We start from the raw sequence: 26,317 nt of genomic DNA on the forward strand, positions 1-26,317 counted from the left end.
CGCTGATCCAGATCAAACGCGCAAATCCGCGTCAACGCGCTATGACACTTCGATCAGCACCTTGAGTGCATGCGTGCTCGCGGCGCGCGAGAAGGTGTCGTAGGCCGCCAGCATGTCGTCCAGCGCGAAGCGGTGAGTGATCAGCTGCATGGGGTCGAGGCGTCCCGCGCGCACGGTTTTCATCAGCATCGGCGTGCTGACGGTGTCGACGAGACGCGTCGTGATCGAGATGTTGCGGTCCCAGAGCTTCTCCAGATACAGATCGCACTTGACGCCGTGCACGCCGACATTGGCAATCGTGCCGCCCGGCGCAACCAGCGCTTCGCAGAGCTCGAACGTCGCCGGCACGCCGACGGCTTCGATCGCGCAGTCCACGCCGACGGAATCCGTGAGCGCCATGACCTGCGCAACGGCGTCGGCGCGGCTGTTGTCGATGCATGCCGTCGCGCCGAAACGCTGTGCGACGTCGAGCCGGTTCGCATCCGGGTCGATCAGGATGATCTGCGCGGGCGAGTAGAACTGCGCGGTCAACAGTGACGCAAGCCCGATCGGTCCCGCGCCGACGATGGCCACCGTGCTGCCCGGCTGGACCTTGCCGTTGAGCACGCCGCATTCGAAGCCCGTCGGCAGGATGTCGGAAAGCATCACGAGCGCTTCTTCGTCGAGTCCGGCTGGAATGCGGTACAGACTCGTCTGCGCGTGGGGAATGCGCACGTATTCCGCCTGCGTGCCGTCGATACGATTACCGAGAATCCAGCCGCCCGTCGCGCAATGAGAATACATGCCGCGCCGGCAATAGTCGCATTGCCCGCACGACGAAATGCACGACACCAGCACGTGATCGCCGACGGCGAGTCCGCTGACGGCACTGCCCAGGCTGTGCACGATGCCAACGCCCTCGTGTCCGAGGATGCGCCCCGGCTCGCAGGTCGGCACGTCGCCCTTGAGGATATGAAGATCCGTGCCGCAAATCGTCGTGCGCGTCATTCTGACGATCGCATCCGTCGGCGCTTTCAGTTCGGGCATCGGACGCTCGTCGAGCGACTTCTTGCCGGGGCCGTGATAAACGAGTGCTTTCATGGGTGCGTTCTCCCGTGTCGGAATGAAGCGGTTCATACGAAGCAATCTAGGCGCGCGCCGCCCGGCGGGCTTGACGTCGATCAAACGATCCGCGTCGCCAGCCCGCTTGATCTGCGTCAATCGCCGATCCGGCCCGGCCCCTAGACTCGATTGCAATGCGGGCTGTCGTCCGCCTGTGTTTCTCTGCTCTGGAGCAACGGCGATGAGCTACAAAAGCATCCTCGTGCAACTCGATACGGGCGCTCACGCGCACCCGCGCCTCGAGATCGCGCTGCGTCTCGCACATCGGTTTCATGCCCGGCTGACGGGTTTGTTCACGACCTATGTTCCCGACCGGCACGCGTTCTTCGTGATGGCGGGCACAGCCGACTATTACGCCGCGCACGAGCGCCGGCGTCACGAACACGCCGCCGCGCTGGAGCGCCTGTTTCATGCAGAGCTGGCGCGCGCGAACGTCGACGGCCGCTGGATCGGGGCGACGGGTTACGCCAACGACATCGTGCCGCCGTATGCGCGCCTCGCTGACCTGATCGTCGCCGGCCAGACCGACCGGAACGACCCCGAGTCGTTCATTGCCGACCAGTTCGTCGAGCACCTTCTGATGTCGGCGGGCCGTCCTGTCTTGCTGGTGCCGTCGAGCGGCTCGTTCGCGACGCCCGGCCAGCGCGTGCTCGTCGCGTGGGACGGCAGCCGCGAAGCGACGCGCGCGATTCACGACGCGATGCCGTTCCTGTCGCATGCCGCCAACGTCACGCTGCTCACGGTGAACGCGACACGCGGCGAGCCGCCGGCGTGGCGCATTCCGGGCGCCGACATCGCGCTGACCATCGCGCGTCACGGCGTCAACGTGGACGTGCGCGAAGTCGGCGCCGACAGCGACACGCCCATCGGCGACGTGCTGCTGTCGCAGGCGGCCGAGTCGGGCTGCGACCTGCTCGTGATGGGCGCGTACGCGCATTCCCGGCTGCACGAACTGGTGCTGGGCGGCGCGACGCGCACGTTGCTCAAGTCGATGACCCTGCCCGTGCTGATGTCGCACTGAGCGTCACCGTTCGGGTTCACGCGACACGGATCTCCGCTGAAAAGGAACTGAGATGACCTACAAGACCTTGCTCGTCCATATCGACGACAGCCGCCGCAGCGATGCGCGCGTCGCGTTGTCGCTCGACCTCGCGCAGCGCTGGGATGCGCATCTGATCGGCCTGTACGTCGTGTGCCAGGACCTCTTCAGGCCCGTCTTCCAGCAGGACGGGAGCCTTCCGCTCGCGCGTCTCGAAGCGCTGCAGGCCGAACGCCGGCAAAAGGCCGAAGAGTCCTTTCTCACGGCCGCCGGGCGCGCGGGCCGCAGCGCCGAATGGCGCGCGCCGCCGGGACGGGCGCTCGACGTCGCGATGCTGCATGCGCGTCACGCCGATCTGCTGGTGCTCGGGCAGGAAGACCCGAACGATCCCGCCGCGTTCGTCGAGCCGCATTTCGTCGGCGATCTGGTGCTGGGCGCCGGCCGCCCGGCGCTCGTGATTCCGTATGCGGGCGAGGTGCGAACGATCGGCGAAAACGTGCTGGTCGCGTGGGACGGCAGCCGCGAAGCCGCGCGCGCAGCCGCCGACGCACTGCCGTTGCTGCAGCACGCGCGTCACGTCGGCATCGAGATCGTCCGGCGTCACGCGCAGCATGCGCAAGCGCCCGAGGGAATCGATGTCGCCGCCTGGCTCGACGCCCATGGCGTGCGCGCGTCGTTTTCGACGACGCCGCATCACCTCGGCATCGGCGCGGGCGCGACGCTGCTCAATCGCATATCGGACCTGCATGCGGATCTGCTCGTGATGGGCGCGTACGGACATGCACGCGCGCGCGAGCGCGTATTCGGCGGCGTCACGCGGACCATGCTCGAATCGATGACGACGCCTGTGCTGATGGCGCATTGAGCGCGCATTGAGCGACCCGGGGCGTGCCGGCGTGGCACGCATGACGCCACGCGTGGCTGTCCGCTTGCGCAGCCGGAGCGCGGCACGCGCACCGGCGCCCGGCACGCCCTGAGGCTGCGCATGTCAGGCATGTCAGGAGGAAGAATCGTGGCGGACGATCAGCACGGGAATGTCCGTCGAACGCGCGAGCGATTCGGCGACGCTGCCCAGCAGAAAGCGTTGCACGCCGCGCCGGCCATGCGTGCCCATGACGATGAGATCGGCTTCGCATTCGTCCGCGGCCCGCGCGAGCACGGCGGACACGTGTTCCGCGTAGGCGTCGATCGTGCGCACGGTGCCGCGCACGCCCGTATCCTCGAACAGCTTGCGCGCTTCGGCGAGCGCGCTGGCGGCCGGGTCATGTGCGGCGCCGCCCGGCTCGCGCCCGGCAATGACGCGTGCGTCCGCTTCCGTCGGCCATTTGCCGCGATCGACGACACACAGCGCCTCGATCACGCCATCCGACAACTGCGCGAGACCCACGGCTTCGCGAAGCGCGCGCTGCGCGCTCGGACTGCCGTCGAGCGCAACGAGAATCCGTTTGTACATGGTGTACTCCATCTGAATGAGCACGCTTTCGGCGATCGCGTGCAACAACAGTGTGTTGCGGACCGCGGATTGTCGGTTGACGCAGATCAATCGCGCCTCGGTCGGCATGCGCAGATGCTAACGGCCTTGGCTCGTCACGCGCAAACACGCAAAATGGTTGCGACGCGTTACACGCCGCTATCGCGATGAAGACCCGGATGAAATTCGACGTTGACACGACGCGTACCTCCCGCGCGCGGGCAGCGCTTGCCACGCCCGTCGCGTTGTCGATCGTCGCGTTCGCATTGGCAGCGGCCGTCGTGCTCGCTGTTCTTGCAGCCAACGGCGCGGTCAGGGCGAACATCACGCGCGCGGCAACTGTCGCTCTGATCGCCGCGGTTTGCGCTTCGGCGGCCGTCGCCGTGATTGTCTGCATGAGCGTCCGGATGAGCGCGGCCGCGCGCTCCACGGCGGACTCCACGACGGAAGCACGTCGCGGCGAAGCACGGATGATGGGCATCATCCGCTCGTCGATGGAGGCGATCATCACGATCGACGAAGCGCAAAACATCGTCATCTTCAATCCGACCGCGGAACGCATCTTCGGCGTGACGGCGGCGCAAGCGCTCGGCACGCCGCTTTCGCGCTTCATCCCGCAACGCTTTCGCGAGATCCATGCGCGGCATGTCGCGCAGTTCGGCGTGACGGGCATCTCCGAGCGGCAGATGGGACGCCAGCCGGTTCTGTTCGGGTTGCGCGCGAACGGTGAAGAATTTCCGCTGGAGGCGTCGATCTCGCAGATCCGCGAAGACTCCGGCAAGCTCTACACGGTCATGTTGCGCGACGTGACGGAGCGGGTGAAGTCGGAGAACGCGCTGACGGAGTCGCGCGAGGAGCTGCGCCGGCTGTCGGCCAATCTTCAGCACGTGCGCGAAGAGGAAAAAACGCGCATCGCCCGCGAACTGCACGACGATCTGGGCCAGCAACTGACGGCGCTGAAAATGGACCTGTCGGCGCTCGAACACAGGCTGACGCAGGGTGCCTCCGCGCGGGAGCCGCTCGATCCCGCCGTCGCGGGCCAATTGCGCGGCATGTTCCGGATGATCGATTCGACGGTGGCGTCGCTGCGCCGCATCGCCGCCGATCTGCGGCCCGTGATGCTCGACGACCTCGGCATCGTGCCCGCGATCGAATGGCTCGCGAACGACTTCACGGATCGCTACGGCATCGCAGTCGAGCGAAACATCGCGGCGGGCGACGCCGAATTCACGAAAGACGCGGCGACGGCGCTGTTTCGCATCGTCCAGGAAGCGCTGACCAACGTCGCCCGCCATGCGGACGCGACGGCCGTCGAACTGGCCTTGCACGCGACCAGCGAGCACTATGTTCTGCGCATCGCGGATAATGGCCGAGGCGCCGAATATCACGCGAACGCAAACGCGGGCGGGGACAAGTCGTTCGGCCTGATCGGCGTGCGCGAGCGGGCATATATGCTGGGCGGCGCCGTGCAGATCGATACGGCACAAGGCGAAGGATTCGCGCTGACGATCACTTTCCCCTTGCAGGCCGTGCAACAGGAACACACGCATCCATGATCAAGGTACTGCTTGCCGACGACCACACACTCGTGCGCGACGGGCTGCGCCACATCCTGCAATCCGCGAGCGGCTTCGAGGTCGCGGGCGAAGCCTGGGACAGCGCGACCACCATTGCGCTCGCACGCGCGACCGACGCGCACGTGCTGGTGCTCGACCTGTCGATGCCCGGCCGCAACGGCATCGATCTGATCCGGCAGATCAAGGAAGAAAAGCCCGCGCTGCGCATCCTCGTGCTGACAATGCATGCCGAGCAGCAATACGCGGTGCGCGCGTTCAAGGCGGGCGCTTCCGGCTACATGACCAAGGAAAGCGCCAGTGCCGAGCTGGTCGGCGCCGTCACCAAGATCGCCTCGGGCGGCGTCTACGTCAGCCTTGCGATGGCCGAACGCTTCGCGCAGCATCTGAACGAACCCGCTGAGGCGCTGCCGCATCAACGGCTGTCCGACCGCGAGTTCGACGTGTTCCGCCGCATCGTCGCGGGCCAGAGCATCACCGAGATCGCGCACGAGCTGTGCCTGAGCGTCAAAACCGTCAGCACGCACAAGACACGCATCCTCGAAAAAATGCAGATGCCGAACGAAAACGGGCTCGTGCGCTACGCGATCCGCCACAAACTGATCGACGACGAAAGCGATATCTGACGCTCCCCTGCGTTTGCCCGGAAGGGTAGGAATAATCCTACAGCAGCTACCCAATCTCCTAGTTCGGCTTAAAGCCTTGCCGATACATTTTTAAGATATGGCCGCCGATACTGGTAGCCATGGATACCGCCGTATCAGCCATCGTCTCGAAGGTTTATCTGGCCGACGCTTCCGCCGAGGTGAGGCGGCGGCTCGCGCGTCTGCTCGACGCAATCGCTGGCGTGGAAATCGCGGGCGAGGCGGAAGACTGCGACGCGGCGCTCGAAGGCATCCGCGCATCCGGCGCGGACATCGCCGTGCTGGATCTGCATCTGACGGGCGGAAACAGCCTGGAACTGATTGGGGCGTTGTCGCGCGGCGAGGTATCCGTTGTCGTGATCGTGTTGACGAACTACACCGCGCGCGCCTTCCGCGACGCATGCATGGCGGCGGGTGCCGATTTCTTTTTCGACAAGACCTCTGAGTTCGACGCGGCCTGCCGCGCCATCGAACGGATTGCACGGGCGCGCGGCGCGCGTCCCGGTGAATGAACAGGAGCCGATCATGCTTGCTGCAAACGCCCCCGTATCCGGGCACCCGACGGCACGCCCCGCGACCGTCGTGCCCTTTCACCGCATCGAGCAACGCGAGCCGGTGCAACGCGCGCCCCGCTGCTCCGCGTGCTCCATGCGCGCCCTCTGCATGCCGCCCGAACTAAGCGCGGCCGATTTCGCGAGACTCGATTCGCTGATCTGCTCGACGCGCTCCGTCAAGCGAGGGGACACGCTGTACCGCGCGGGCGACACGTTTCAGAGCATCTACGCGGTGCGCGCGGGATCGTTCAAAACCGTGGTCATGCATCGCGACGGCCGCGAGCACGTGACCGGCTTCCAGATCGCGGGCGAGGCGCTGGGTCTCGACGGCCTCGGCGCGGGCCATCACAACTGTGACGCCATCGCACTCGAAGACAGCGTGGTCTGCATCATTCCGTTCGCGCAGCTCGAAGTGGCCTGCCGCGAGATAAAGTCGATGCAGCATCACATCTATCAGATGATGAGCAGCGAGATCGTCCGCGAGTCGAGCCAGATGATGCTGCTAGGAACCATGACGGCCGAGCAGCGCGTCGCGACCTTCCTGCTGAATCTGTCGCGGCGCTTCAAGGCGCGCGGTTTCTCGGCCGCCGAGTTTCATCTGCGCATGACGCGCGAAGAAATCGGCTGCTATCTCGGGATGAAGCTGGAAACCGTGAGCCGCATGTTCTCGAAGTTCCAGCGCGAGCGGCTCGTGCACGCGGACGGCAAGACGATACGTATCGTCGATCCCGAAGGGCTCGCGCGGGTATAGCGCGCACGGAATCCGACGCGACAGCAGACGTGCAGATGGCGCACGCGACCCCGGCTTCAGCGTGGGACGTCGACGAGCGGCGCTTCGACGCCGCCGCACCGCCGGGTACCCAAATACGCTTTGCGCTGCAATACGCGGTGCTCGCGCCGTCCAATCACAATACGCAGGCCGTGGCGTTTCACTGTCGATGGCGACACCGTGCAGGTTTGCGCGGACCGGCTGCGCGCGTTGCCCGTCGTCGATCCGTTCGATTGCGAACCGCTGATCACGCTCGCCGCATCCGCATGTCGATGCCCGTTGAGCTGGCTCAATCGCCTGGGACGTGCCGCCTGTAGATTGAATTGTCTGCCACCTGGTAGCTGCGGCTGTACTGCGTCACGTGTGCGTACGCTGAAGCCCGGTTGCAGAGATTGCGATCAGTTGCGCCGTCCCGACGCGAAGGCCGCCGTCTGCAGCGCCTTCTCGGCGGCATCGAACGCGCAGCGAAGCGCCTCTTCGGCGCTTTGCGCCGCACAGCGGCCAATGGGCGTCAGTTCATGCGTGGCCGTCACGAGATCCAGACGAACGTCATAAAGCGGCTCGCCCGAACGCAGACGCAGCGCTTCGATCGCGAGGCGGCAGTTCGACAGCAACGCGCCGAACCGTTGCAGCCGCAACAGCTGCGCGGCCGCTTCCGCTTCGAATGGCGTCGTGCCGCTGCATCCGAGATAGACAATCTGCATGCCGATGCCCATCATCGCCTCCCGTCGTTGTGCGCCGATTCCCCCGGCCGGCTTCCTGTCTGAACGACGCGCTCGCGCGCTACACCCTGATCGTCCGTGCACGCTTCAAGCCGATCCACGCCATTCCCTCCCGCAGTCCTTCGAGCAGCGCCTCGCGCTCGGTCGCGAACCGTCCGCTGGCTCTGAACGCATGGCTGAACTCGCCATCGTCGCCGCGGCCGCTGATGCAGACATCGCCGCAAAAGCCGCCATCGGCGGGCACGGTTTTCACGCGGACGGTCCACCCGCCATCATCGACGTTGCCGGTCAGAGCCATGATCACACCTGTCTTCGCTGCGCGATGCCGCGCAAGGCCTGTACTGTCAGCGTACTGGGCCGCGCGGGGACCCGATTGATTCAGGTCAACCCGCCCGGCTTCGCCGCCGGCGACGCGCGTCGCCTCGCCAAGGTGGAACAACGGCAGGCGACCTGATATAACTCAGCTTCGTGTCGGCAAACGTCCGAAACGTCTGCAAACGTTCCATTGACCGCCGGGAGTCGCGATGGCAGCGCCAAAGATCGAGCCGTCCCGCATCGCCCACGCGACGTCCATTTCGGATGTTCCGCTCGAAGACCGCTATGCTCTTCTGATCGAAGCCGTCCACGATTACGCGATCTTCATGCTCGATCCGTCGGGCAACGTCTCAAGCTGGAATCCGGGCGCACAGCGCATCAAGGGCTATTCGCACGACGAGATAGTCGGCCGCCACTTTTCGACGTTCTATACGGAAGAAGACATCGCCGCAGGCAAGCCCGCGCGCGAACTCGAGATCGCCGCCGCCGAAGGCCGCGTCGAAGACGAAGGCTGGCGCGTGCGGCGCGACGGTTCGCGGTTCTGGGCAAACGTGATCATTTCGGCGGTGCGCGATTCGAAGGGCGAGTTGCTCGGCTTCGCGAAGATCACGCGCGACATGACGGACCGCGTGCGCCTCGCCGAACTCGAACGCGCGAGCGAAGTATCGGCGCAGGTGCAGATCACACGCGAAAACGAGCAAAAGCGCATCGCGCGCGAACTGCACGACGACCTCGGACAGCAGTTGACCGCGCTGAAAATGAGCGTCGCGCTGATCGAAGCGACGCTTGCCGCCAACGCCGCGACCGCGCCGCTCGTGCAGCAGACCCACGCGCTGCAGACGGAGATCGACGCGATGGCCATGTCGCTGCGCCGCATCGCCTCCGATCTGCGGCCGCCGCTGCTCGACGATCTGGGTCTGACGGCCGCGCTCGAATGGCTCGCGGAAGACTTCACGAAGCGCTATGGCGTCGTGGCGTCCGTCCACATCGCAACGGGCGAACTGCATTTCAACGAATTCGCGTCGACCACGCTCTTTCGCATCGTCCAGGAAGCGCTGACCAACGTCGCCCGTCACGCGCGCGCGAGCCGCGTGCGCATCGAACTCGCGAGCACGGCCGACACGTTCTCGCTCGAAATCGAGGACGACGGCGTGGGCGCCGCGCTCGATCTGCCGCCGGGCAGCGCGTCGTTCGGGCTGCTGGGCATCCGCGAACGTGTCAGGCAACTACAGGGCACCGTGTCGTTCATCAGTTCGCCCGGCGCGGGCTTTCACATTTCGATCCGGTCGCCCGTTACGTCCGTGCAATGACACGCACCGCGGCGAATGCTGACGTCACCTCAATGCGCGACGACGAGCGACGCGTGCATGCCCATTTCGTAGTGGCCCGGGCGATTGCAGATCAGCACATAACGCCCCGGCGCGAGATTGAGCGACAAGCGCTTCTTCGAACCCTGCGCCACGTCCTCGACCTCGCCCATCTTCCTGAATTTGTTTTCCGGGACCTGGCCTTTGCGCACGGGCAAATGGCTGTCGTCCATATCGGTCTTCAGCACCACCAGCTCATGTTCGGTATTGCCGCTCGCCGCGTTGCTCACCTCGAACGTGACGTGCCCTGCCTTCGCTGTTTCGGGGTCGAGTTGAATGGCGTTGTCCGTCAGCTCGACGTGAACCGTCTCGTCCGCATGACTGCCCAGCGGAGCAACGCCGAGCGCAACGATTGCCAGCACGAGCACAGCATGGTTTCTGTCCGTCATGATGTCTCTCCTCGAAAGGCCGCATTGCCGCAAGCAACGGCGCGAGCGGGACCGCCTGCGTCGCGCGCACGCATCCGTCACGGTGCATAGACCGTGATGCCCACAACCTTCAATCGGATCTTGAGACAAGAACGACAATAGCCCGGGAAATATTCCACGCGGCGGCGCGTCGGGAGCGGCTTCCGGCGCGCGCCGCGCTGCCGTCAGTCGAGATGGCGAAGCTCGCGGCGCAGAATCTTGCCGACGTTCGACTTGGGCAATGCGTCGACGAACCGGATGTACTTCGGCACCTTGTAGGCCGCCATGGCCGCGCGACAGTGCGCGATCAGCGCTTCCCGGTTCACATCGACGCCTGGCGCGGCGATCACGAACAGCGTGACCGCTTCGCCCGTCTTTTCGTCCGGCACGCCGATGCACGCGCATTCGGCAATGCCGGGAAACGCGGTGACGACGGCTTCCACTTCATTTGGATAAACGTTGAAGCCGGAGACGAGGATCATGTCCTTCTTGCGATCGACGATCTTCAGGAAGCCCTTCTCGTCGAACACGCCGACATCGCCGGTGCGAAAGTAGCCATCGGATGTGAAGGCACGCGCGTTGGCCTCGGGCTGGTTCCAGTAGCCGCGCATCACCTGCGGGCCCTTCACGCAGATCTCGCCCGGCTCGCCGATGCCGGCTTCCCGGTTGTCGTCGTCGAGCAGCTTGACGTCGGTGGACGGCACGGGCATGCCGGTGCTGCCCGTGAACCCGTCGATGAACTGCGGATTGAACGACACCACGGGCGACGTTTCCGACAGGCCGTAGCCTTCGCGGATGAAGCTTCCCGTCACCAACTTCCAGCGCTCCGATACGATGTCGATCACCGCCGCGCCGCCGCCTGCCGAGAGCTTCAGCCGCGACCAGTCCACTTCCGCGAGGCGCGGGTGCGCGGCGAGTCCCGCGTACAGCGTATTGACCCCGACGAAGACGGTCGGCCGCGCGGCCTTCAGCACGTCGATGAACGCATCCGTCTCTCGCGGGTTGGCCACGAGCCAGTTCTTTGCGCCGATTGAGAAGTAAGTGAGGAAGTTCACCGTGAGCGCGAAGATGTGATAAAGCGGGATCGCCGTCACGACGACCTCTGCGCCGGGCTGCAGCGCATCGGGCATGAAGGCCTTGAACTGCTCGATATTGGCGACGAGATTGCGATGCGACAACGCAGCGCCCTTCGACAGCCCCGTCGTGCCGCCCGTGTATTGCAAAAAGAGCAGATCGCCGCCGCCGACGTCGACGGGATCGACGGTGAGTTGCTCGCCTAGCGCGATCGCGGCGGGCAGCGCGACCGCGCCGCGCAGAGACGGATCGACGGCGGGGCCCGGCACCGCGACACCGCTGCCGTCGCCCGCGCCGGAGGTGATCACCGTTTTGATGCGCGTCCTGCCGATCACTTGCGCGAGCGTCGCGCTCGCGCCGTCGAATGCGACGATCGTTTCGACGCCGGCGTCGTTGAGCTGATGTTCGAGTTCACGCGCGGTATAGAGGGGATTGACGTTCACCTGCACGCCGCCAATCCGCGCAATCGCGATGAAAGCGATCGGAAACGACAGCAGATTCGGCAGCATCACGGCGACGCGATCGCCTTTGCGCACGCCCGCCACCTTCTGCAGATAAGCGGCGAATGCGCGCGACAGGCGGTCGATGTCCGCGTACGTCAACGTTTGGCCGAACGCACAAAAGGCCGGCTTCGACGCGAACTCGCGCATCGCTGCGGCGAGCAGCGCATTGACGCACGGATAGCGGTCGGCATCGATCTCCGCCGGGATTGAACCGTACGACGGGATCCAGTGTCGGTTGCGGGCGTTGAGGGTCTGGGTCTCGTCCATGCTGTCTCCTGAGAATTTTTCGGTGCCGCATGGACTATCGCGCGACGCCCGTGTGTTGCAAATGATCGGTGTGGACGATTTGGTGATCGCAACGGACAAAGCTTTTGCCGCGCGCCCCGCGTCCAGGGTGAACCCTATGGCGGGTGGCCGCGTTCGCGCGCAGAATCTCGGTCACGCATTGGGTATCGATTCGGACACAGGACTCCATTCATGCAACAGGGCGCGCGCCCGGACACGACGGCAGTGCATCATTGGGGCGAGCAGCTGGCGCACGCGTCGTCGGCCATCGCATGGCGAGAAAAGCGCTTCGCGCCGTCCAAGCTCGTCGCGCTGATCGACGTGGCCGCGGAAGTCGGACTCGACGCGAAAACGGTGCTCGCGGGCACCGATCTCGACGCCGCCGCCGTGGCCAACCCGTTCACGCTGACGTCGTCGCTGCAGTTCCTCACGGCCGCGCGCAATGCCGTTCGACATTATGGAAAGCCGGACCTGGGCGTGCGTGTCGGACGCCGGCTGCACGCGTCGAGTTACGGCATGTATGGCTATGCGCTGCTCTGCTCGGAGGCCCTCGCGCGCACGTTCGATATCGCCGTCAAATATCATCAGCTCGCGAACGGAATGCTCGACATTCACTGGGTCGAGCATGACGACGCAGCGACCTGGATATTCCCGAGCCGTGAAGAGGTCTTGCTGCCCGATGTCGACGAGCCGCTATACCGGTTTCTCATCGACCTGCAATTCGCCGTGCACGTGACCGTCGTCAAGGACGTGATGGGCGCCTGGTGCGTCCCTGCCCGCGCGATGTTCGCCCAGCCCGAGCCGCCGCACGCGGCCATGTTGTCCGATGTGCTGGAATGCCCGCTCGCGTTCGATCAGCCACAGTATCTGTTGAGCTATCCCGCCGCCTGGCTGACGCGCGCGCCGCAGCTTGCCAATCCGATCACGGCCGCGCAGGTCTCGACGCAGTGCGCGCGCCTGCTCGAACAATTCCGCTGGCAGGCTGGCGTCACGCAGCGCGTGTATCAGGAACTCACGCGCACGCCCGGAAAATTCCCGGACATCGAACAGATCGCCGAGAGCCTGTGCATGACCTCGCGCACGCTGCGCCGCAAGCTCGAAGCGGAAGGCGCGTCGTACAGCGAGCTATTGACGGGCGTGCGCAAGGCGCTCGCGATCGACTACCTGAGCACGACCACCCTCAACATCGACGACATCGCACTGACACTGGGCTTCAGCGATGCCGTCAGCTTCCGGCACGCATTCAAGCGCTGGACGGGCAAGACGCCGAACGAGGTCCGGCGCGATCGCGGCGCAACGGGCGAATAGTCGGTCGTGACGGACAGCGCGGTCCATAAACGAATGTCTATGGCCTGCCAAAGTTTCTTTGATTGTTCCGCGCAAAAGCCGCCACCTTACACTTGGCGGATTACCCGATAACGCGCCGCGCGTCATTGCGCAGCAGCACGCCATGTCCTCGACCCTTGTCTACACGCACGCCGCCTGCCTGAACCATCAACCCGGCCCGCATCACCCCGAGTCTGCCGAGCGCCTGAAGACCGTCCTGAAGACCTTGCGCGCCGAGGAGTTCGCCGCGCTCGAATGGCGTGACGCGCCGATGGGCACGCGCGAACAGGTGGAACTCATCCACACCAAGGACTTTATCGACGAAGTCGCGCAGGCCGCGCCGACACAGGGCTATATGCCGCTCGACGGCGGCGATACCGTCATGTCGCCGGGTTCGTGGGAAGCCGTCATGCGCTGCGTCGGCGCAGCATGCGCGGGCGTCGATGCCGTGCTCAATGGCGACGCGCGCAACGTGTTCTGCGCGACGCGTCCGTGCGGACACCACGCCGAGCCATCGAGAGCAATGGGCTTTTGCATCTTCAATCAGGCCGCCATCGCAGCCGCCTACGCTTATGAAGTGCACAAGCTCGAACGCGTCGCAGTCGTGGACTTCGACGTGCATCACGGCAACGGCACGCAGGCCGCGTTTTACCACCGGCCCGAACTCTTCTATGCATCGAGCCATCAATCGCCGCTTTATCCCGGCACGGGCGCAGCCGCCGAAACGGGCGTGAGCCACAATATCCTCAACATTCCGCTGCCACCGGGCTGCGACTCGACGCTGTTTCGTGTGCGCATCGAGGCCGGGATGCTGCCCGCCATCCGCGAGTTCCGCCCGAAGTTGATGATCCTTTCGACCGGCTTCGATGCGCATCGGCTCGATCCCCTCGCGGCGCTGCGTCTCGAAGACGACGACTTTCACTGGATCACGCGCGAACTCGTGCGCATCGCCGACGAGACTTGCGATGGACGCGTGGTGTCGATACTCGAAGGCGGCTACAGCATGGAAGGTCTCGCGGGCGGCACGCGCGCGCATGTACGCGCATTGATGGGAAATTGAGCCGGCTTTGCGCGAATCGCATCGTCGTGTCTGCGTATGGAACGAACGACGACGCAGCAGTCGGCCGTGCCCTGGCGCGCTGTCGCGCGAGCGAAGGCGAAGGCGAAGGCAGGCATGAGCGTCGGGGACCTGGCCCGCTACCGGATGGTCAGCGATCCGAACCTGTCTGGCCTGATCAGCCGGATGCAGCGCGACGGGCATCTGACGGGCGAAGCGGACGGCCGCGACGGCCGCTCGCGACTCATCACGATAACGGAGTCAGGCTGCAAGCTATGGGTTGAGCAGGCCACGCCGAAAATTCACGAGCATCACGAACAGGTGCTGGAGAATTTTCAGTCGACGACGTCACGCACACGCTGCACTATCTGCTGAAGCTGCTCGACAACATGAAGCGGCTCGACGATGCCGCACAAAGCGGCGGCGCGGACGACGAGCGATGACCGCGCGCTAATGCGCGGACAACAGGCCCGCGACCTGATTCGACTTCGTCTGCGCGGCGATGTCCATCGCGGTCATCCCACGATTGTCTTTCAACGATTCGTCGGCGCCGCGCGCGAGCAGCAGTTTCACGGTGTCGGCGCGGTCATATCCGGCGGCCCACATCAACGCGGTGAGATCGTTCTTGTAGCGGCGGTTGACGTCGATGCCCGCATCGAGCAACTGCTTCACGGCCTGGGTCCGCCCTTCGCCCGCCGCATATTCCATCGCCGTCTTGCCCACCCGGTCCGTCGCCAGCGGATCGGCGCCGTGCGCGAGCAGCAGCGCGACGATCGGGTCATAGCCGTAATACGCAGCGGCCATCAGCGGCGTGACGCCAGGCGCGTTCGCATGCCCGACGTTCGCGCCATGCTCGACCAGCGTGCGCGCGATGTCGGCATCGCCCTTCTTGCAGGCGGTGAGCAGCGCCGTGTCGCCGATCCGGTTTGCGGCATCGACGGCTGCGCCGCGTTCGAGCGCCGCGACCACGCTCGCGCGGTCGCCATCTTTCGCGGCAGCGAGCAGCATGCGGTTCGTTTCGCCCGCCTCCTGCGCGGCCGCCGGCAGCGCGGACCCGAGCGCGCCGGCCGCGAGCAGCACGGCCGCGATATGTCTGACCGTCAGTTTCATTTGATCTCCCTGGCGCTATTGCAGGTTCGCGACGTAGCTGGCGAGGTTGCGGATGTCGTCGTCGGTCAGGTTGCGCGCGACGCTCCCCATGTTGCCCGCATCGTTGGTGCGGGTGCGGGAACGGAAGTCCTGCAACTGCTTGACGATGTACTGATAGTGCTGCCCGGCGACGCGCGGAATCTCGTTCTGTCCCGAGAAGTTGGCCAGATGGCACGTCGTACACAGCTCCGCGGCGGACTTCTTGCGCCCGGCTTCGACGGCTTCGCCATCCGCCTTGAACGCGACGGGCACGGGCTTTTGCGCAGCGAAATAGTCGGCGAGGTCCTGCATGTCTTCTTTCGACAGGTTCGCCGCCATCGGCGACATGCGCGGGTCGCTACGGCGCCCTTCCTTGAAATCGCGCAACTGAAGATAGATGTAGCGCGTCGTCTGCCCGGCGAGAACGGGATATTGCGGATCGGTCGAATTGCCCATCGGCCCATGACAGGCGACGCACGTCTGCGCCTTCGCCTTGCCCGCCTCGGCATCCGCGCGCGCCGGTGTCGGCGGCCATATCAGGCCGCCTGCGCACACGAGCAGCGCGCACGTGCGCAAGACGGCGCACGCGGCGCGCCGCGCGAAAGCGGCTGACACCGGCACGCCCGTCATCACGGCAGCGCGAACACCAGCACCGTGTTGCCGCGCTTGAAGTCCAGTTGCGTATTGCCCCCCGCCGCGACGGCGACATACTGCTTGCCGTGCACGTTATACGACACAGCCGGCGAGTTCACGCCCGCTCCACACTGGAATTCCCACAACTTCTTGCCCGTCGAGGCGTCGAATGCGCGGAACAGGCCATTGCCCTCGCCGTTGAACACGAGGCCGCCCGCCGTCACGAGCACGCCGCCGATCAGCGGCTGAGCGGTCTTGAAGTCCCACGCGACCTTGCCGGTATCGATGTTGACGGCCGACAGCTTGCCCCATTGCTCTTCGGACGGAATCACCTTGAACGCCCCGCCGAGCCACAGCTTGCTGCCGCCCGGATACGGCGCGTCCGTGACCTGGTAGGTCATCGGCTGATGCAGGTTGGCCACGTACGCGAGGCGCGTCTGCGGATCGAAGGCCATCGGCGACCATTCGACGCCGCCGTTCGCGCCAGGCAACATCCGCGCGCCCTCGGGCGTTGGCAGTGTCCACATGTTCTCCTGCGGAATCATCGCCTGCGAGAAGCGGATCAGGCGGCCTGTCTCGCGATCGTGCACATAGACGTGCCCTGTCTTGCCGCCGTGGATGATGCCCGGAATCATCTTGCCGTTGGTGTCGCGCACGTCGACGAGAATGGGCGGGCTGACGGCATCCAGGTCCCATACGTCATGTGGCACGTACTGGTAGTGCCATTTGTATTTGCCCGTGTCCAGATCGATCGCGACGAGCGAGTCCGTATAGAGGTTGTCTCCCGGCCGGATCGCGCCATACAGGTCGGGCGACGGATTGCCGACGACGAAGTACACCGTATGCGTCTTGCGGTCGATCGCAGGCGTCATCCAGACGCCGCCGCCCAGCGTCTTGTAGAAGTCGCCGCCCTTGTCGGCAAGCTGCTTCTTCTCGGCGGCGATATCGCGCTTCTCGTCGCGGCCCGTCGCATCCTTGGTTGCCCAGACGCCTTCCTGGCCTGTGTCGGGAATCGTATAGAACGTCCACAGCAACTGGCCGGAGTTCGCATCGAACGCCTTCACGAAGCCGCGAATGCCGTACTCGCCGCCGTTCGTGCCGATCAGCACCTTGCCGTCGACGACCGCGGGCGCCATCGTCTCCGAGTAGCCCAGATCCGGATCGGCGATCTGGCTTTGCCACAGCACGTTGCCTGTCTTCGCGTCGAGCGCGACGAGCTTCGAGTCGAGCGTGCCCATGTAGAGGCGGTCGCCCGAAATCGCGACGCCGCGATTGTTGGGCCCGCAACAGAACGTGGTCACGGGGCCCATCTTATGCTTGTAGTGCCAGAATTCCTTGCCCGTCACCGCGTCGACTGCATAGACGTGATTGAACGACGTCGTGATGTACATGATGCCGTTCGACACGATGGGTGCCGTTTCCATCGACTCGTTGACGGCCGTCTGGAAAATGAAAGCCGGCCGCAGCTTCGACACGTTGGTCTTGTTGATCTGGGTGCCGGGGTAGAAGCGCGTCTGCGCGTATGAGCCGTTCGAATGCAGCCAGTCGGATGAATTGCTGGCCGCGCTGTCGAGCTGCCCCTGGCTGACGGGCTTGAACGGCGACGGCATGGGCGCCGAGGTGGTGGTCGATGCGTTCTGCGCATCGTCGGCGCCGCGCGACGCTGGCGACGCGAGCGCTGCCGCCAGCAGGGGAACGAAAACGGCGAGATACCGGGGGGATGTTGGCATGAGCGTCTCCTCCGCTTTGTATTGCTTAAGATTGCGAGCGCTGGAGTGCGGCATTCGCCGACCCGGATAAAGGCGTGGACAGCACGTCGCGCAACCCCTAACAACAAAAGCTTAAGAATTAGAAACGTTGATCGCTTCGTCGGGACGGGTCGGCTGCGCAAAATCGGGAAAAGGCGTGAAGCTTTCTCCTTTTCCAAAGGCCGGCTCAATTAAGCCTAGACGAAGCGCTCCCGATTTGCCAGGCAAGCGGCATGCTTGGCGCTGGGTCGCGGCGTTATTGAATGCGCGTTCACATATGACGTTTGATGGCCGCGCAACGAAAAGGCGAGAGCCGCGTTTGAGCAGACAGTCGCGAGTCGCGATACGCTACGGGGTTTTGACTGCCTCACAAAGGACGATGATGTCTGCATTTCCCTTCGACGCCGTGTTATTCGACTGCGACGGCGTGCTCGTCGATTCGGAAACGATCACCAACACCGTGCTTGCGACGATGCTCGGCGAACTCGGCTGGCCGTTGAGCGTCGATGAAGCGATGACGATCTTCGTCGGCAAGACGGTGATGGACGAGGCGCCGCTGATCGAAGCGAAAACAGGTGTGAGGATCACGGCGCAATGGCTCGACACGTTCCGCGCACGCCGCAATGCCGCGCTCGAGCGTGACGTCACGGCGATCGCGGGCATCGCCACGGCCGTCGAAGCGTTGCATGCGCGGCTGGGTGGAAGGATCGCCGTCGCATCCGGCGCGGATCGTCACAAGGTACGGCTCCAGCTCGCGAAAATCGGCGTGCTCGATCATTTCGAAGGACGTATCTTCAGCGGTCACGAAACGCCCCGCAACAAGCCGCATCCCGACGTGTACCTCGCGGCGGCCGCGGGTCTCGGCGTGGAGCCTGCGCGCTGCGCGGTGATCGAGGATACCGTGACGGGCGCTACGGCAGGCCGCTCGGCAGGCGCGACGGTATTCGGCTACAGTCCGGACGAAAAAGGCCACAGCTCGAAGGAAGCGCTGCGCGCTGCCGGCGTCGCTCAGGTCTTCGAAGAGATGGCGCAGCTGCCCGCGCTGCTGTCGGGCTGGCAACGCTGAGCGCTGCAAAGCCCCGGCAAACGCATCAGAGCATGTCGGCTGCTTCGAGATTCGCGCGGGAAAAGAAACGGCTCAGCTCGCGCGTCAATTCGTTGAGGACCGCCATTTCCGACTGCGTGATCTTGTGCACGGCTTCAGGCCGCGTCCAGTCGCCGTACATCAGCGCGACGGTCGTGTCCTTGGCCTTTACGGGCAGCAGCACGAACGCCTGAGCATCGGCCAGATGCGCCTTGAACCATTCGGGCAGCCGCGCTTCCATGCGCGGCTCGCGGGCGTTCTCGATGAAGATGCCCACCGGGTTGGCGATGGCGAGATGAAAGACGTCGGGCTGGAACCCCGCGCCGAAGTTCAGCGCCGGCAGCATGCGCTCGATGTCGGCACCAAAGCCGATGCGCGCGTGGTAGCGCGCATCGCCTTCACGCACGAACACCAGCGTGCGCGATAGCGACAGGCCCGCGAGTATCGCTTCAGAAGCCAGCGTCAGCACGGGCGCAAGCGCCTTGCTTGAAGGCAGCGCCCGCAGGTCTTCGAGGCCCGCGCTCAAGCGCGCGTGCGCGGACTTGCCCGTGCGCACGATCGAGTCGGCATGCGCGCGCAGTTCGGCGATTTCCTGCATCAGACCATCGTTCGTCTCTTCGTCGATCAACGCGATGCCCAGCAGGTCGAGCCGTGGCGCATCGATTCTGAGCGCGTCGCTGTACCGGATAGCAAGCTCGCCGAGCAATGTTTCGAGCGTGTCGCCCGGCGCGTGGGCCGCGAGCACATTGCCCGCCTCCGTCGAGTAGCTATTGACGGCCCGCAGCCACCGCACGTGGTCCGAAAGAGGCACGTCGCATTGCGCGCCGATCGCCTGCATGCCGGCAAAGATCGTCTCCGGCAAACGCCAGCGCCTCGCGGCCTCGTTGCCGATCTCCTCGAAGCTCACGCCGAGCAGACGCGCGCACGCGTCGCTGTCGTCGATCTCCTCGGTCGCGGCAGTGCGGCGCAGACGGTCCCATTCGCTTTCCAGATAGAACGCGACCAGCAGCCTGCCGATCTGGCGCATCAGCGTGCAGACCACGGCTTCTTCGGCAACGCGCAGGTCGTTGCCTTCCGTGACGCGCCGGGCCACCGTGCCGCACAGCAGCGCGCGGTTGAGTTCGAGCTTCGCGTCGATCCGATGCGGCAGACTTTGATGAAAGTGATCGACGATCTTCATCCCGACCACGAGATGACCGACGGTATCCATGCCGAGCACCATCAGCGCCCGCGTGACCGTCGTGATGTTGCCGCCGAAAGCGACGTACATCGCTGAATTCGCGAGCCGCAGCACCTTTTGCGTGAGCCCGACATCCGAGAGCACGACCTGCACGAGCGAGTTGAAGTCGAGGTCGTCGTTATTCATCGCCGCCACGGTGGTGCGCAGCGCCTGGGAAAGCATCGGGAAATCGCCGCGCTCGCTCATGCGCGCCCACAGTTTTTCCAGCAATTCGGACTTGACTACAGCGGACATCTGACGGTGGTTGTAAAACAGATACGTTGAAAGGCAACAGCAGCAGTACCCGTGATTAAAACACAACCCGTCGGCTAGAACGGCTTTGCGGTGACGTCGATGTGCTGGAAATGAACGACCCGTCACGCCGATGCGATCGTTTCAGATGATTCGACACGGGAGCCGGCAACACTCAACCATAACGATCGTCACCGCGAGCGTTCCGGCAAAACTTGCCGGAACGCCCGGCGAATCTCAACGCTCGAGGATGCTCGCCGCGACGATCATCGCGCCTGCATTGCGCGGCGGCGTGCCGCTCGCATGCGGACAATAGACGGTCTCGCCCGCCTTGATCGAGCGCCCCGTCAGCACGCACTTGCCCGCCCTGCTCGCGACGATCGCCCGCCATGTCTGATAGCCGTAATGGCCCGTGCGCGAGTCGCACCACGATACCGTCAAGGTTTGCGGCGTAGGCTTGTCGAGCACGCGCACCGTCGGGCGGCCGCGCCCGTCCCAGCGGGGCGCCCCGCGCGTCTTGCGGCGCGGCGCAGGCGGCGCTTCGACGGGTTCTGGCTTCACGTCGAAGTCGCGGAGCGCCGCAACGGTTCGGCACCATATTTCGATATGTTCGTCCATCATATGCATCCTCTTGCCCCGGATCGCGATCCGGGCGACATCCCGGTCAGGCAAGCCGAGGCTTCAGCCGCTATCGAAACCGGCCCCGCCCAGCGTACCGGACACAACCTCGCCGCTGATGCGGCGGGCGAGCCGAAGTCGCGGATTGCGAAACCGGGTAACGGCTTGCCCAGGTCCGCCCGCAATAATTCAACACGTGATGAATATTGGCACAGTCGCGTCGCGCTGAACACGTGTCAAACGGCCGCGCCGCGAAGCTCGGTTAAACTCACGCCTGCTCTGGCGATCGGCAGGCTCATCTGAATGAAAGACGTGACGGCATCAGCGGAACAACCCGGACAGAAGAAGCGCGCGCGCGGACGCCCGGCTTCGAGCGCGTCGGTCGGCCTGGACGTCATCCTGCAGAACGCACGCAAGACCTTCGGCAAACGGGGATTCGAGGCGGCCAGCGTGCGCGAGATCGCGCGCGATTCAGGCGTCGATGCCGCGCTCATTGCGCATCATTTCGGTTCGAAAGAAACGTTGTGGCTGGCCGTCGTCGAACAGATCGCGGACCAGATGTCACCCATGATCGAAGCGACGGCGGCACTGCGGGCCTCTCCGCTCGGCGCGAGAGCACGCGTGCAAAGCGCGGTCGCGACATTCATCGATGCGGTTTTCGACGATCCCGACTTCGGTATCTTCTTCTCGACGTCGGTGAGGGAAGAAGGTGAGCGGCTCAACGTGCTGATCGACCGGCTGGTTCGGCCTTATCACGACGTGCTCGTGCCGCTGTTCGAAGACGCGGCGAAGCGCGGTGAACTGAAAGTGAAAGACGCCAATGTGATGTTTTTCATGCTGCTGAACGCGATCAGCAAGACGGTTTCGTACGGCAATCTGCTGCGGGCGTTCTCGTCTCTGCCGGAACATGAGAAGAAGTTCAAGCGCGTCGTGCTCGACACGGCCCTCGGCATGCTGGCGTAATGCCCCCGGCGGGCACCCGCTTCGCGCGTACCGCGTGCGTGCGCTCCCGCGCAACGGGCGCGTGGCGCAAGCAGGGTCAGGCCGCCGTCTGCCGCGACGGGTATAGCATTTCCCGCTCCAGCAAATCCAGCAACGTAATGATCCGCTGTCGTTGCGTCGTCACCAGATCGCAGGTTTGCGCGAGCGCACGCAAGCGCCTTCCCCAGTATTCGTAGTCGAGCCTGGACTCGTCGTCGCGCTCCATGCGGCGCACGATGTACTAGACCATCCGTTTCAGATGATCCAGTTCCACGTCCGCGAGGTTGGCTGAGCGCAGCGTCGCGACATCCGACGACACCTGAGCTTTTGTTACCGCCATAGTGGCCCCCGATCATCATCTCGAAGCCGTCGGACGGGCCGTGCTCAGCTGTCCTCGGCGACAGCGGGGCTGCGCTGTCGCGCCCACGGTGCGGTGACGGTCGCCACGACGTCACTTGTCGCACCGCCGCGCGACCCGTCCAACTTTCTTTTTCCCGACAAAACGCGCCGCGCTACAGGCCGCCGTGGCTGGACGGGTGCGGCGTTTCGTCGAGGCGAATCTTCACCAGGCCGACCTGTCGCCGGCCAGCGTGATTCAGGCGCTGCAACTCAAGCGCGCGACGATCTACCGCTGGTTCGAGCACGAGGGCGGACTTTATACGCAACCGGCGGCTGCGCGAGGCCGCCAACGAGCTCGTGCGTTTCCCGCAGCTTCAGGTGATGGAGATCGCGTATGGGCTCGGGTTGAAGAGCGCTTCGGATTTCACGCGCGCGTTTCGCCGCGCGTTCGACATGAGCCCCAAGACTTGCGCGCCCGAGCGGTGCTGCTGAAGGACGCTCGCGGCTGACAAACACCTCGCTCGCGGCTGACTTCCCGCTGACTTCCCGCTGACTTCCTCCTGACTTCCCGCTGATTCCTCGCTGACTTTCAGCTGACAGCCGCAGACACCCGCTCAGCACGTTACCGCGATCGCCTGCTTGCGCTCGGGAAAGCGATGCAGCGCGACGAGCGAAAGCGTGATCGCCGTCATCAGATAGCACGCGGGAATCATCGAACGATCGACTTATCCGCCTCATACCGCGGCACTCGTGCTCATCGACGTGCTCAACGATTTCCTCGCCGAAGACGGCAAGCTGCACGCGTCGATTGCACCGATGCTCGCAAAAACCGGCTTCATCGCGCATGTCGCGCAATCTGCTCGACGGCGCGCGGGCTGCTGGTCTGAAGATCGTCTTCGCGCCGCACGGCACCGACGAGCACAGCTTATCGCGCGAATCTGCGCGACACGTTCGACGGCTACCCGCACAAGGTTCTTGCGGCGTATGGCACGCAGCAGGTGCAGGAAGGCGACGCGGCCGAAGCCATCGTGATACTCGAATGTCCAACGCTCGCGGCAGCACGCGCCTGGTACGACAGCGATGCGTATCGCGAAGTCGCGCAGCATCGGCTCAGAGGCACGCGTCATCTCGTCGTGCTGGTCGAAGGGCTTTGACCCAGCGTCGTATACCGATGCATAGGTTTATCACCAAAGTCATATAGGCCGGATGACGCGCGACATCCATACTGGGCAATACAGGCTGCATCCAGGCGGCGCACTCGCATTCGCGATCCGATCGATCTGCTCCGCGTCGATGCCCTGCCCGTTCGCGTGTCAACGACTTCAATCCTGTTCTCCCACAGATTCCGATGGTTGCTGACGTCTGAAAGGTCGGCGTAGGTAAGCGTTCCGCCGAACGCCGCACACGCCGTCGTGCTGGTCCGGCGCTAGCGTCACGCGCCGCAATTTTCGTAAGGAGACTTACATGAAGACGATCATCATCCTCTGTGGCGGTGCGCTCTGTCTGTCGACATGGCAAGCCAACGCGCAGGAAGCCACCACCAGCGCGACGGCCACGCCGGAAACCGTCATCAATTCGGAAGGTCCGGGCATGTCGACGAACTCGATGTCGGGCAGCGCGGCCATGCATGGCAAGACACGCAGCGAGGTCTATCAGGATCTCGTGCGCTCGCAAAAGGACGGCGAGCAGGCGCGGTTGCAGGACCTGTTCAAGGGCGGCAACTGACTATCATGATGTGTCGTGGCTTGAACGCGCATTGAACGCGCATTGAACGCTCGTCGTCAAACGGGGCCGTCACAGATGACGGCCCCGTTTCGTTTTCGCGCTACAGCTTGATGCCGCGCCTCTTCCAGCGCGGCGAAGGAAAGCGTCCAGCGCCGCCGCGTTCGTCGATCAGCCTTGGGACCCACGAATGCTGTCCAACGGGCACGACGGGCGGGATCGCCGTGACGGGACATCCGCCGAGCTGATGAGCCATCAGCGCGACGGGCACCGGGTCTTCCGCTGCCGCCCTCTTCGCGATCCACTCACGCGCCTTGTGCGGTTTCAGCGCATAGGCCGTGAAAGTGCCCGACTGCCCCTGTAGCTTCGCGCGCACCAGCAACCGCGCGACCTGCGGCGCCGCCGCGCTCGTCCCCGACAGCGCGACGAGACAGCCGCTTCGCGTGCTTGCGCCCAGCACGCCGGCGCAACCCGGCGAATCCTCGCTGACGGCCATCGCATCGGGACCGTCTCGCCCCGTATCCGAAAGCGTGGGCCCCGTCGATGAATACGCGGCCGCTGTCCCATCCGTGCGCCGATACCCGCCGACCACGACCGTGTTCTCTCCCGTCGCGATCGAATTGAGCGTGCGGCTTCGCCTGATCCACGAGTCCATGTTGCCGGCATCGAAGTCGCGGATGTGCGCGCCGGAAACGAAGCGCCTGTATCGGGGATCTTCGAAACGCGATTGACGCCCGCGCACGGGAAAGCCATACGCCGTTTCGTTGCGTTGTATCCATGCGTCGATGACGAGCGGATCGCCCGTCTGCAAGCTATTCGACAGCGTGACGCTCCAGTTTCCGGCCGGTGCCGCGTCGCGCGACGGCTTGCGCGTGAGGGTCGGCGCGAGCGCGATCAGGATCATGTTGCGATTGCCCGTCGCGACCTGATCCAGGTACGCGACCGTGCACAACACATTGCCATCGGGCTGCCATGCGTAGACGCTGCCGCTTGCGATGAGCGGACTCCCGGCGCCCGCGGGCGGCGATACCGTGAGCTTCACCTGCGAAGCGTCCGCATGTTCAGGCAACCATATCTCCAGAAAGCCGGGCGTTGCGCAGTCCGGCAACACGCGCCATGTGATGCTCTGCGACGCCCCGTGCTGCACCTCGACACGCGCGTGACAACGCAGCACGTTGCTGTTTCCGGCAGGCACGACGACACACAGGTCGCGATGCAGGCCGATCAGCTCGTCGATCGCTCTTTCGATGATCGAACTGCCGTCGTGCGGCCCCGCCATGTAGCCGTAACTCAGGTTGAGCACCACGCAATACTTCGCGCCTTGCGCGGCATCGTCGGCGCGGCGCAGGACGTAGCGCATCGCGTCGAGCGCATGCACGGCGAACCAGCGCCCCGATGTATCGCGCACGGTTCGCCCCGCCGTCTTGAACTGCACGCCGATGAGCCGCGCGTTGTCGAGCACGTTCTGCTCTTCGCCCTGCGTGTGCAGAAACGCCGTATGGAGCTTGCCAGGCCGCACGCCACCGGCGAGGTCCATCACTTCGGTGCCGTGCGCCCAGCGCCTGCGCACATTGATATAGCCCGCCTGCGCGTACACGGCTTCTTCATCGACCAGTCCGCCGAGCGTGCAACGCGCGAGCATGGCGTCGATGTCGCTCTTCGACAGTTCGCTTCCGTAGTGCAGAACAGGCGGCGAGCCTGGCGCGTCGTCCTGATTCCAGAAGTATTCGATGCGCGTGGCCGATGGATCGTCGACGGAGCGAAAGCGCTCATGCGCAAACGCAAGCCCGTCGTCCATCACGCCGAGAAACACCATGGGCGGTGAAGCGGCGTTCGGCGCTGCGAACTGCGCGCCAGCGAACGCCGGGCCCGTTCCCGTTGCGAGCGGCGCCGCGCCCGCCGACGTCCCCGCCGACGTCCCCGCCGACGCCTCTGAAGGCAGATCGTCAGGCACGACGGGCATGCCGATCTCGAAGCGCTTGATGAACCCCGCGAGCGACGCATCGAGTTCGGCAAAGAACTGCTTCGTCACGCATGCGGTGAGGAAGCGGGTTTTGTCGAGATCGGCAGGCGGAAAGCGATAGAGCGACGACACGCGTATCCATGCCTGCCATCCCGCGTTCACGCCTTCAAGACGCTCCGCGAACGACTTCGCGGTCAGCTCCGTGTGATCGGGCGCAGTCTCGTTCAGTTCGAGGATGACACGCACCCAGCCCGTCGGCGCACCGCCAAGATCGGCGAAGCCGGTTGCATCGGCCCACGCCAGATAAGGGTCCGCGCGCGCCGTGCCGGGGGCGCGCGCTGTCCAGTCGAGCCCGCTCCACGCGCCCTTCTGGCCCGTCAACGATGTCCAGTCCATCGCTCAGCTCCCTTGAACAGTGTCGA

General features: G+C 64.7%; 27 protein-coding genes and 2 pseudogenes. 17 read left to right on the top strand and 12 right to left on the bottom strand.

From position 1 onward, the window contains the following. Nucleotides 1-39: 39 nt before the first annotated feature. On the bottom strand, nucleotides 40-1,080 hold the full coding sequence (locus tag J8I87_RS02610; protein WP_209929962.1) for a zinc-dependent alcohol dehydrogenase family protein: 1,041 nt from the start codon (nucleotides 1,078-1,080) through the stop codon (nucleotides 40-42). Nucleotides 1,081-1,282: 202 nt separating this feature from the next. On the opposite strand from J8I87_RS02610, the gene J8I87_RS02615 reads away from it, so the two are divergent. Then, nucleotides 1,283-2,122, top strand: a complete 840-nt coding sequence (locus tag J8I87_RS02615; protein WP_209929881.1) for a universal stress protein — start codon at nucleotides 1,283-1,285, stop codon at nucleotides 2,120-2,122. Between the two features lie 52 nt (nucleotides 2,123-2,174). Further along, entirely contained in the window at nucleotides 2,175-3,005 is an 831-nt protein-coding gene (locus tag J8I87_RS02620) for a universal stress protein (protein WP_209929882.1), read from the top strand. A gap of 132 nt (nucleotides 3,006-3,137) precedes the next feature. On the opposite strand, the gene J8I87_RS02625 is transcribed toward J8I87_RS02620, so the two are convergent. Beyond that, nucleotides 3,138-3,593, bottom strand: coding sequence for a universal stress protein (locus J8I87_RS02625; RefSeq protein WP_209929883.1), 456 nt, complete (start codon nucleotides 3,591-3,593; stop codon nucleotides 3,138-3,140). 293 nt (nucleotides 3,594-3,886) lie between these two features. Between J8I87_RS02625 and J8I87_RS02630 the strand changes: the two are divergent. From J8I87_RS02630 to J8I87_RS44430, 5 genes and pseudogenes are all read left to right on the top strand, one after another. After that, nucleotides 3,887-5,167, top strand: a pseudogene (locus J8I87_RS02630) (PAS domain S-box protein); the annotation flags it as partial. Beyond that, nucleotides 5,164-5,811: a response regulator transcription factor gene (locus J8I87_RS02635; protein WP_209929885.1), complete on the top strand. Its 648-nt coding sequence runs from the start codon at nucleotides 5,164-5,166 to the stop codon at nucleotides 5,809-5,811. The pseudogene J8I87_RS02630 and the gene J8I87_RS02635, both read left to right, overlap by 4 nt. Before the next feature lie 119 nt (nucleotides 5,812-5,930). After that, nucleotides 5,931-6,341, top strand: coding sequence for a response regulator transcription factor (locus J8I87_RS02640; RefSeq protein ID WP_209929886.1), 411 nt, complete (start codon nucleotides 5,931-5,933; stop codon nucleotides 6,339-6,341). A 13-nt stretch (nucleotides 6,342-6,354) separates the two neighbouring features. After that, nucleotides 6,355-7,134: a helix-turn-helix domain-containing protein gene (locus J8I87_RS02645; protein WP_209929887.1), complete on the top strand. Its 780-nt coding sequence runs from the start codon at nucleotides 6,355-6,357 to the stop codon at nucleotides 7,132-7,134. Between the two features lie 35 nt (nucleotides 7,135-7,169). Further along, nucleotides 7,170-7,416 (top strand): annotated as a pseudogene (locus tag J8I87_RS44430) (nitroreductase family protein); the annotation flags it as partial. Between the two features lie 134 nt (nucleotides 7,417-7,550). On the opposite strand, the gene J8I87_RS02650 reads toward J8I87_RS44430, so the two are convergent. After that, nucleotides 7,551-7,868: a hypothetical protein gene (locus tag J8I87_RS02650; protein ID WP_209929963.1), complete on the bottom strand. Its 318-nt coding sequence runs from the start codon at nucleotides 7,866-7,868 to the stop codon at nucleotides 7,551-7,553. Between the two features lie 178 nt (nucleotides 7,869-8,046). On the opposite strand from J8I87_RS02650, the gene J8I87_RS02655 reads away from it, so the two are divergent. Together J8I87_RS02655 and J8I87_RS02660 are read left to right on the top strand one after the other, a co-directional pair. Continuing rightward, a complete protein-coding gene (locus tag J8I87_RS02655) occupies nucleotides 8,047-8,328 on the top strand; it encodes a hypothetical protein (protein ID WP_209929888.1) in 282 nt (93 codons plus the stop codon). Between the two features lie 70 nt (nucleotides 8,329-8,398). Beyond that, complete coding sequence (locus J8I87_RS02660) at nucleotides 8,399-9,499, top strand: PAS domain S-box protein (protein WP_209929889.1); 1,101 nt, start codon at nucleotides 8,399-8,401, stop codon at nucleotides 9,497-9,499. A gap of 29 nt (nucleotides 9,500-9,528) precedes the next feature. Here the strand turns inward: J8I87_RS02660 and J8I87_RS02665 are convergent, their stop codons facing one another. Continuing rightward, complete coding sequence (locus J8I87_RS02665) at nucleotides 9,529-9,945, bottom strand: cupredoxin domain-containing protein (RefSeq protein ID WP_209929890.1); 417 nt, start codon at nucleotides 9,943-9,945, stop codon at nucleotides 9,529-9,531. 203 nt (nucleotides 9,946-10,148) lie between these two features. Continuing rightward, nucleotides 10,149-11,807 (bottom strand): AMP-binding protein, encoded by a 1,659-nt coding sequence (locus tag J8I87_RS02670; protein WP_209929891.1) that lies wholly within the window; start codon nucleotides 11,805-11,807, stop codon nucleotides 10,149-10,151. A 210-nt stretch (nucleotides 11,808-12,017) separates the two neighbouring features. Between J8I87_RS02670 and J8I87_RS02675 the strand changes: the two genes are divergently transcribed. From J8I87_RS02675 to J8I87_RS02685, 3 genes are all read left to right on the top strand, one after another. Next, nucleotides 12,018-13,133, top strand: a complete 1,116-nt coding sequence (locus J8I87_RS02675) for an AraC family transcriptional regulator (RefSeq protein WP_209929892.1) — start codon at nucleotides 12,018-12,020, stop codon at nucleotides 13,131-13,133. Nucleotides 13,134-13,275: 142 nt separating this feature from the next. Next, the gene (locus tag J8I87_RS02680; protein ID WP_209929893.1) at nucleotides 13,276-14,211 is read left to right on the top strand and encodes a histone deacetylase family protein; all 936 of its coding nucleotides are present in this window, start codon (nucleotides 13,276-13,278) and stop codon (nucleotides 14,209-14,211) included. A gap of 36 nt (nucleotides 14,212-14,247) precedes the next feature. Continuing rightward, nucleotides 14,248-14,583, top strand: a complete 336-nt coding sequence (locus J8I87_RS02685) for a MarR family transcriptional regulator (protein WP_313063661.1) — start codon at nucleotides 14,248-14,250, stop codon at nucleotides 14,581-14,583. Between the two features lie 75 nt (nucleotides 14,584-14,658). Here J8I87_RS02685 and J8I87_RS02690 read toward each other — a convergent pair whose 3' ends face one another. The 3 genes from J8I87_RS02690 to J8I87_RS02700 are packed head-to-tail and all read right to left on the bottom strand — an operon-like array spanning nucleotide 14,659 to nucleotide 17,699. Continuing rightward, the gene (locus tag J8I87_RS02690) at nucleotides 14,659-15,318 is read right to left on the bottom strand and encodes an ankyrin repeat domain-containing protein (RefSeq protein WP_209929894.1); all 660 of its coding nucleotides are present in this window, start codon (nucleotides 15,316-15,318) and stop codon (nucleotides 14,659-14,661) included. Nucleotides 15,319-15,333: 15 nt separating this feature from the next. Beyond that, the gene (locus tag J8I87_RS02695; protein WP_209929895.1) at nucleotides 15,334-15,966 is read right to left on the bottom strand and encodes a cytochrome c; all 633 of its coding nucleotides are present in this window, start codon (nucleotides 15,964-15,966) and stop codon (nucleotides 15,334-15,336) included. After that, a complete protein-coding gene (locus J8I87_RS02700; protein WP_209929896.1) occupies nucleotides 15,966-17,699 on the bottom strand; it encodes a PQQ-dependent dehydrogenase, methanol/ethanol family in 1,734 nt (577 codons plus the stop codon). Before J8I87_RS02700 ends, J8I87_RS02695 begins: the two co-directional genes overlap by 1 nt. A 400-nt stretch (nucleotides 17,700-18,099) precedes the next feature. Between J8I87_RS02700 and J8I87_RS02705 the strand changes: the two genes are divergently transcribed. After that, on the top strand, nucleotides 18,100-18,783 hold the full coding sequence (locus J8I87_RS02705) for an HAD family phosphatase (RefSeq protein ID WP_209929964.1): 684 nt from the start codon (nucleotides 18,100-18,102) through the stop codon (nucleotides 18,781-18,783). Nucleotides 18,784-18,808: 25 nt separating this feature from the next. On the opposite strand, the gene J8I87_RS02710 is transcribed toward J8I87_RS02705, so the two are convergent. Continuing rightward, nucleotides 18,809-20,275, bottom strand: coding sequence for an HDOD domain-containing protein (locus J8I87_RS02710; protein ID WP_209929897.1), 1,467 nt, complete (start codon nucleotides 20,273-20,275; stop codon nucleotides 18,809-18,811). 234 nt (nucleotides 20,276-20,509) lie between these two features. Continuing rightward, entirely contained in the window at nucleotides 20,510-20,893 is a 384-nt protein-coding gene (locus tag J8I87_RS02715; RefSeq protein ID WP_245253653.1) for a DUF3331 domain-containing protein, read from the bottom strand. Nucleotides 20,894-21,193: 300 nt separating this feature from the next. Between J8I87_RS02715 and J8I87_RS02720 the strand changes: the two genes are divergently transcribed. Next, entirely contained in the window at nucleotides 21,194-21,853 is a 660-nt protein-coding gene (locus J8I87_RS02720) for a TetR/AcrR family transcriptional regulator (protein ID WP_209929899.1), read from the top strand. Nucleotides 21,854-21,929: 76 nt separating this feature from the next. Here J8I87_RS02720 and J8I87_RS44435 read toward each other — a convergent pair whose 3' ends face one another. Further along, nucleotides 21,930-22,097 carry a hypothetical protein gene (locus J8I87_RS44435; protein ID WP_245253654.1) on the bottom strand — a complete coding sequence of 56 codons (168 nt, stop codon included), beginning with the start codon at nucleotides 22,095-22,097 and terminating at the stop codon, nucleotides 21,930-21,932. Nucleotides 22,098-22,567: 470 nt separating this feature from the next. On the opposite strand from J8I87_RS44435, the gene J8I87_RS46215 reads away from it, so the two are divergent. From J8I87_RS46215 to J8I87_RS02740, 3 genes are all read left to right on the top strand, one after another. Next, nucleotides 22,568-22,702: a hypothetical protein gene (locus J8I87_RS46215; protein WP_409518718.1), complete on the top strand. Its 135-nt coding sequence runs from the start codon at nucleotides 22,568-22,570 to the stop codon at nucleotides 22,700-22,702. 446 nt (nucleotides 22,703-23,148) lie between these two features. After that, nucleotides 23,149-23,364 carry a DUF1330 domain-containing protein gene (locus tag J8I87_RS02735; RefSeq protein WP_209929965.1) on the top strand — a complete coding sequence of 72 codons (216 nt, stop codon included), beginning with the start codon at nucleotides 23,149-23,151 and terminating at the stop codon, nucleotides 23,362-23,364. 310 nt (nucleotides 23,365-23,674) lie between these two features. Continuing rightward, nucleotides 23,675-23,935, top strand: coding sequence for a hypothetical protein (locus J8I87_RS02740; RefSeq protein ID WP_209929900.1), 261 nt, complete (start codon nucleotides 23,675-23,677; stop codon nucleotides 23,933-23,935). Between the two features lie 100 nt (nucleotides 23,936-24,035). Here J8I87_RS02740 and J8I87_RS02745 read toward each other — a convergent pair whose 3' ends face one another. Next, entirely contained in the window at nucleotides 24,036-26,291 is a 2,256-nt protein-coding gene (locus J8I87_RS02745; RefSeq protein WP_209929901.1) for a S8 family serine peptidase, read from the bottom strand. Nucleotides 26,292-26,317: the final 26 nt, after the last annotated feature.

Origin of the sequence: Paraburkholderia sp. LEh10 (assembly GCF_017814945.1) — a bacterium.
Taxonomy (GTDB): Bacteria; Pseudomonadota; Gammaproteobacteria; order Burkholderiales; family Burkholderiaceae; genus Paraburkholderia.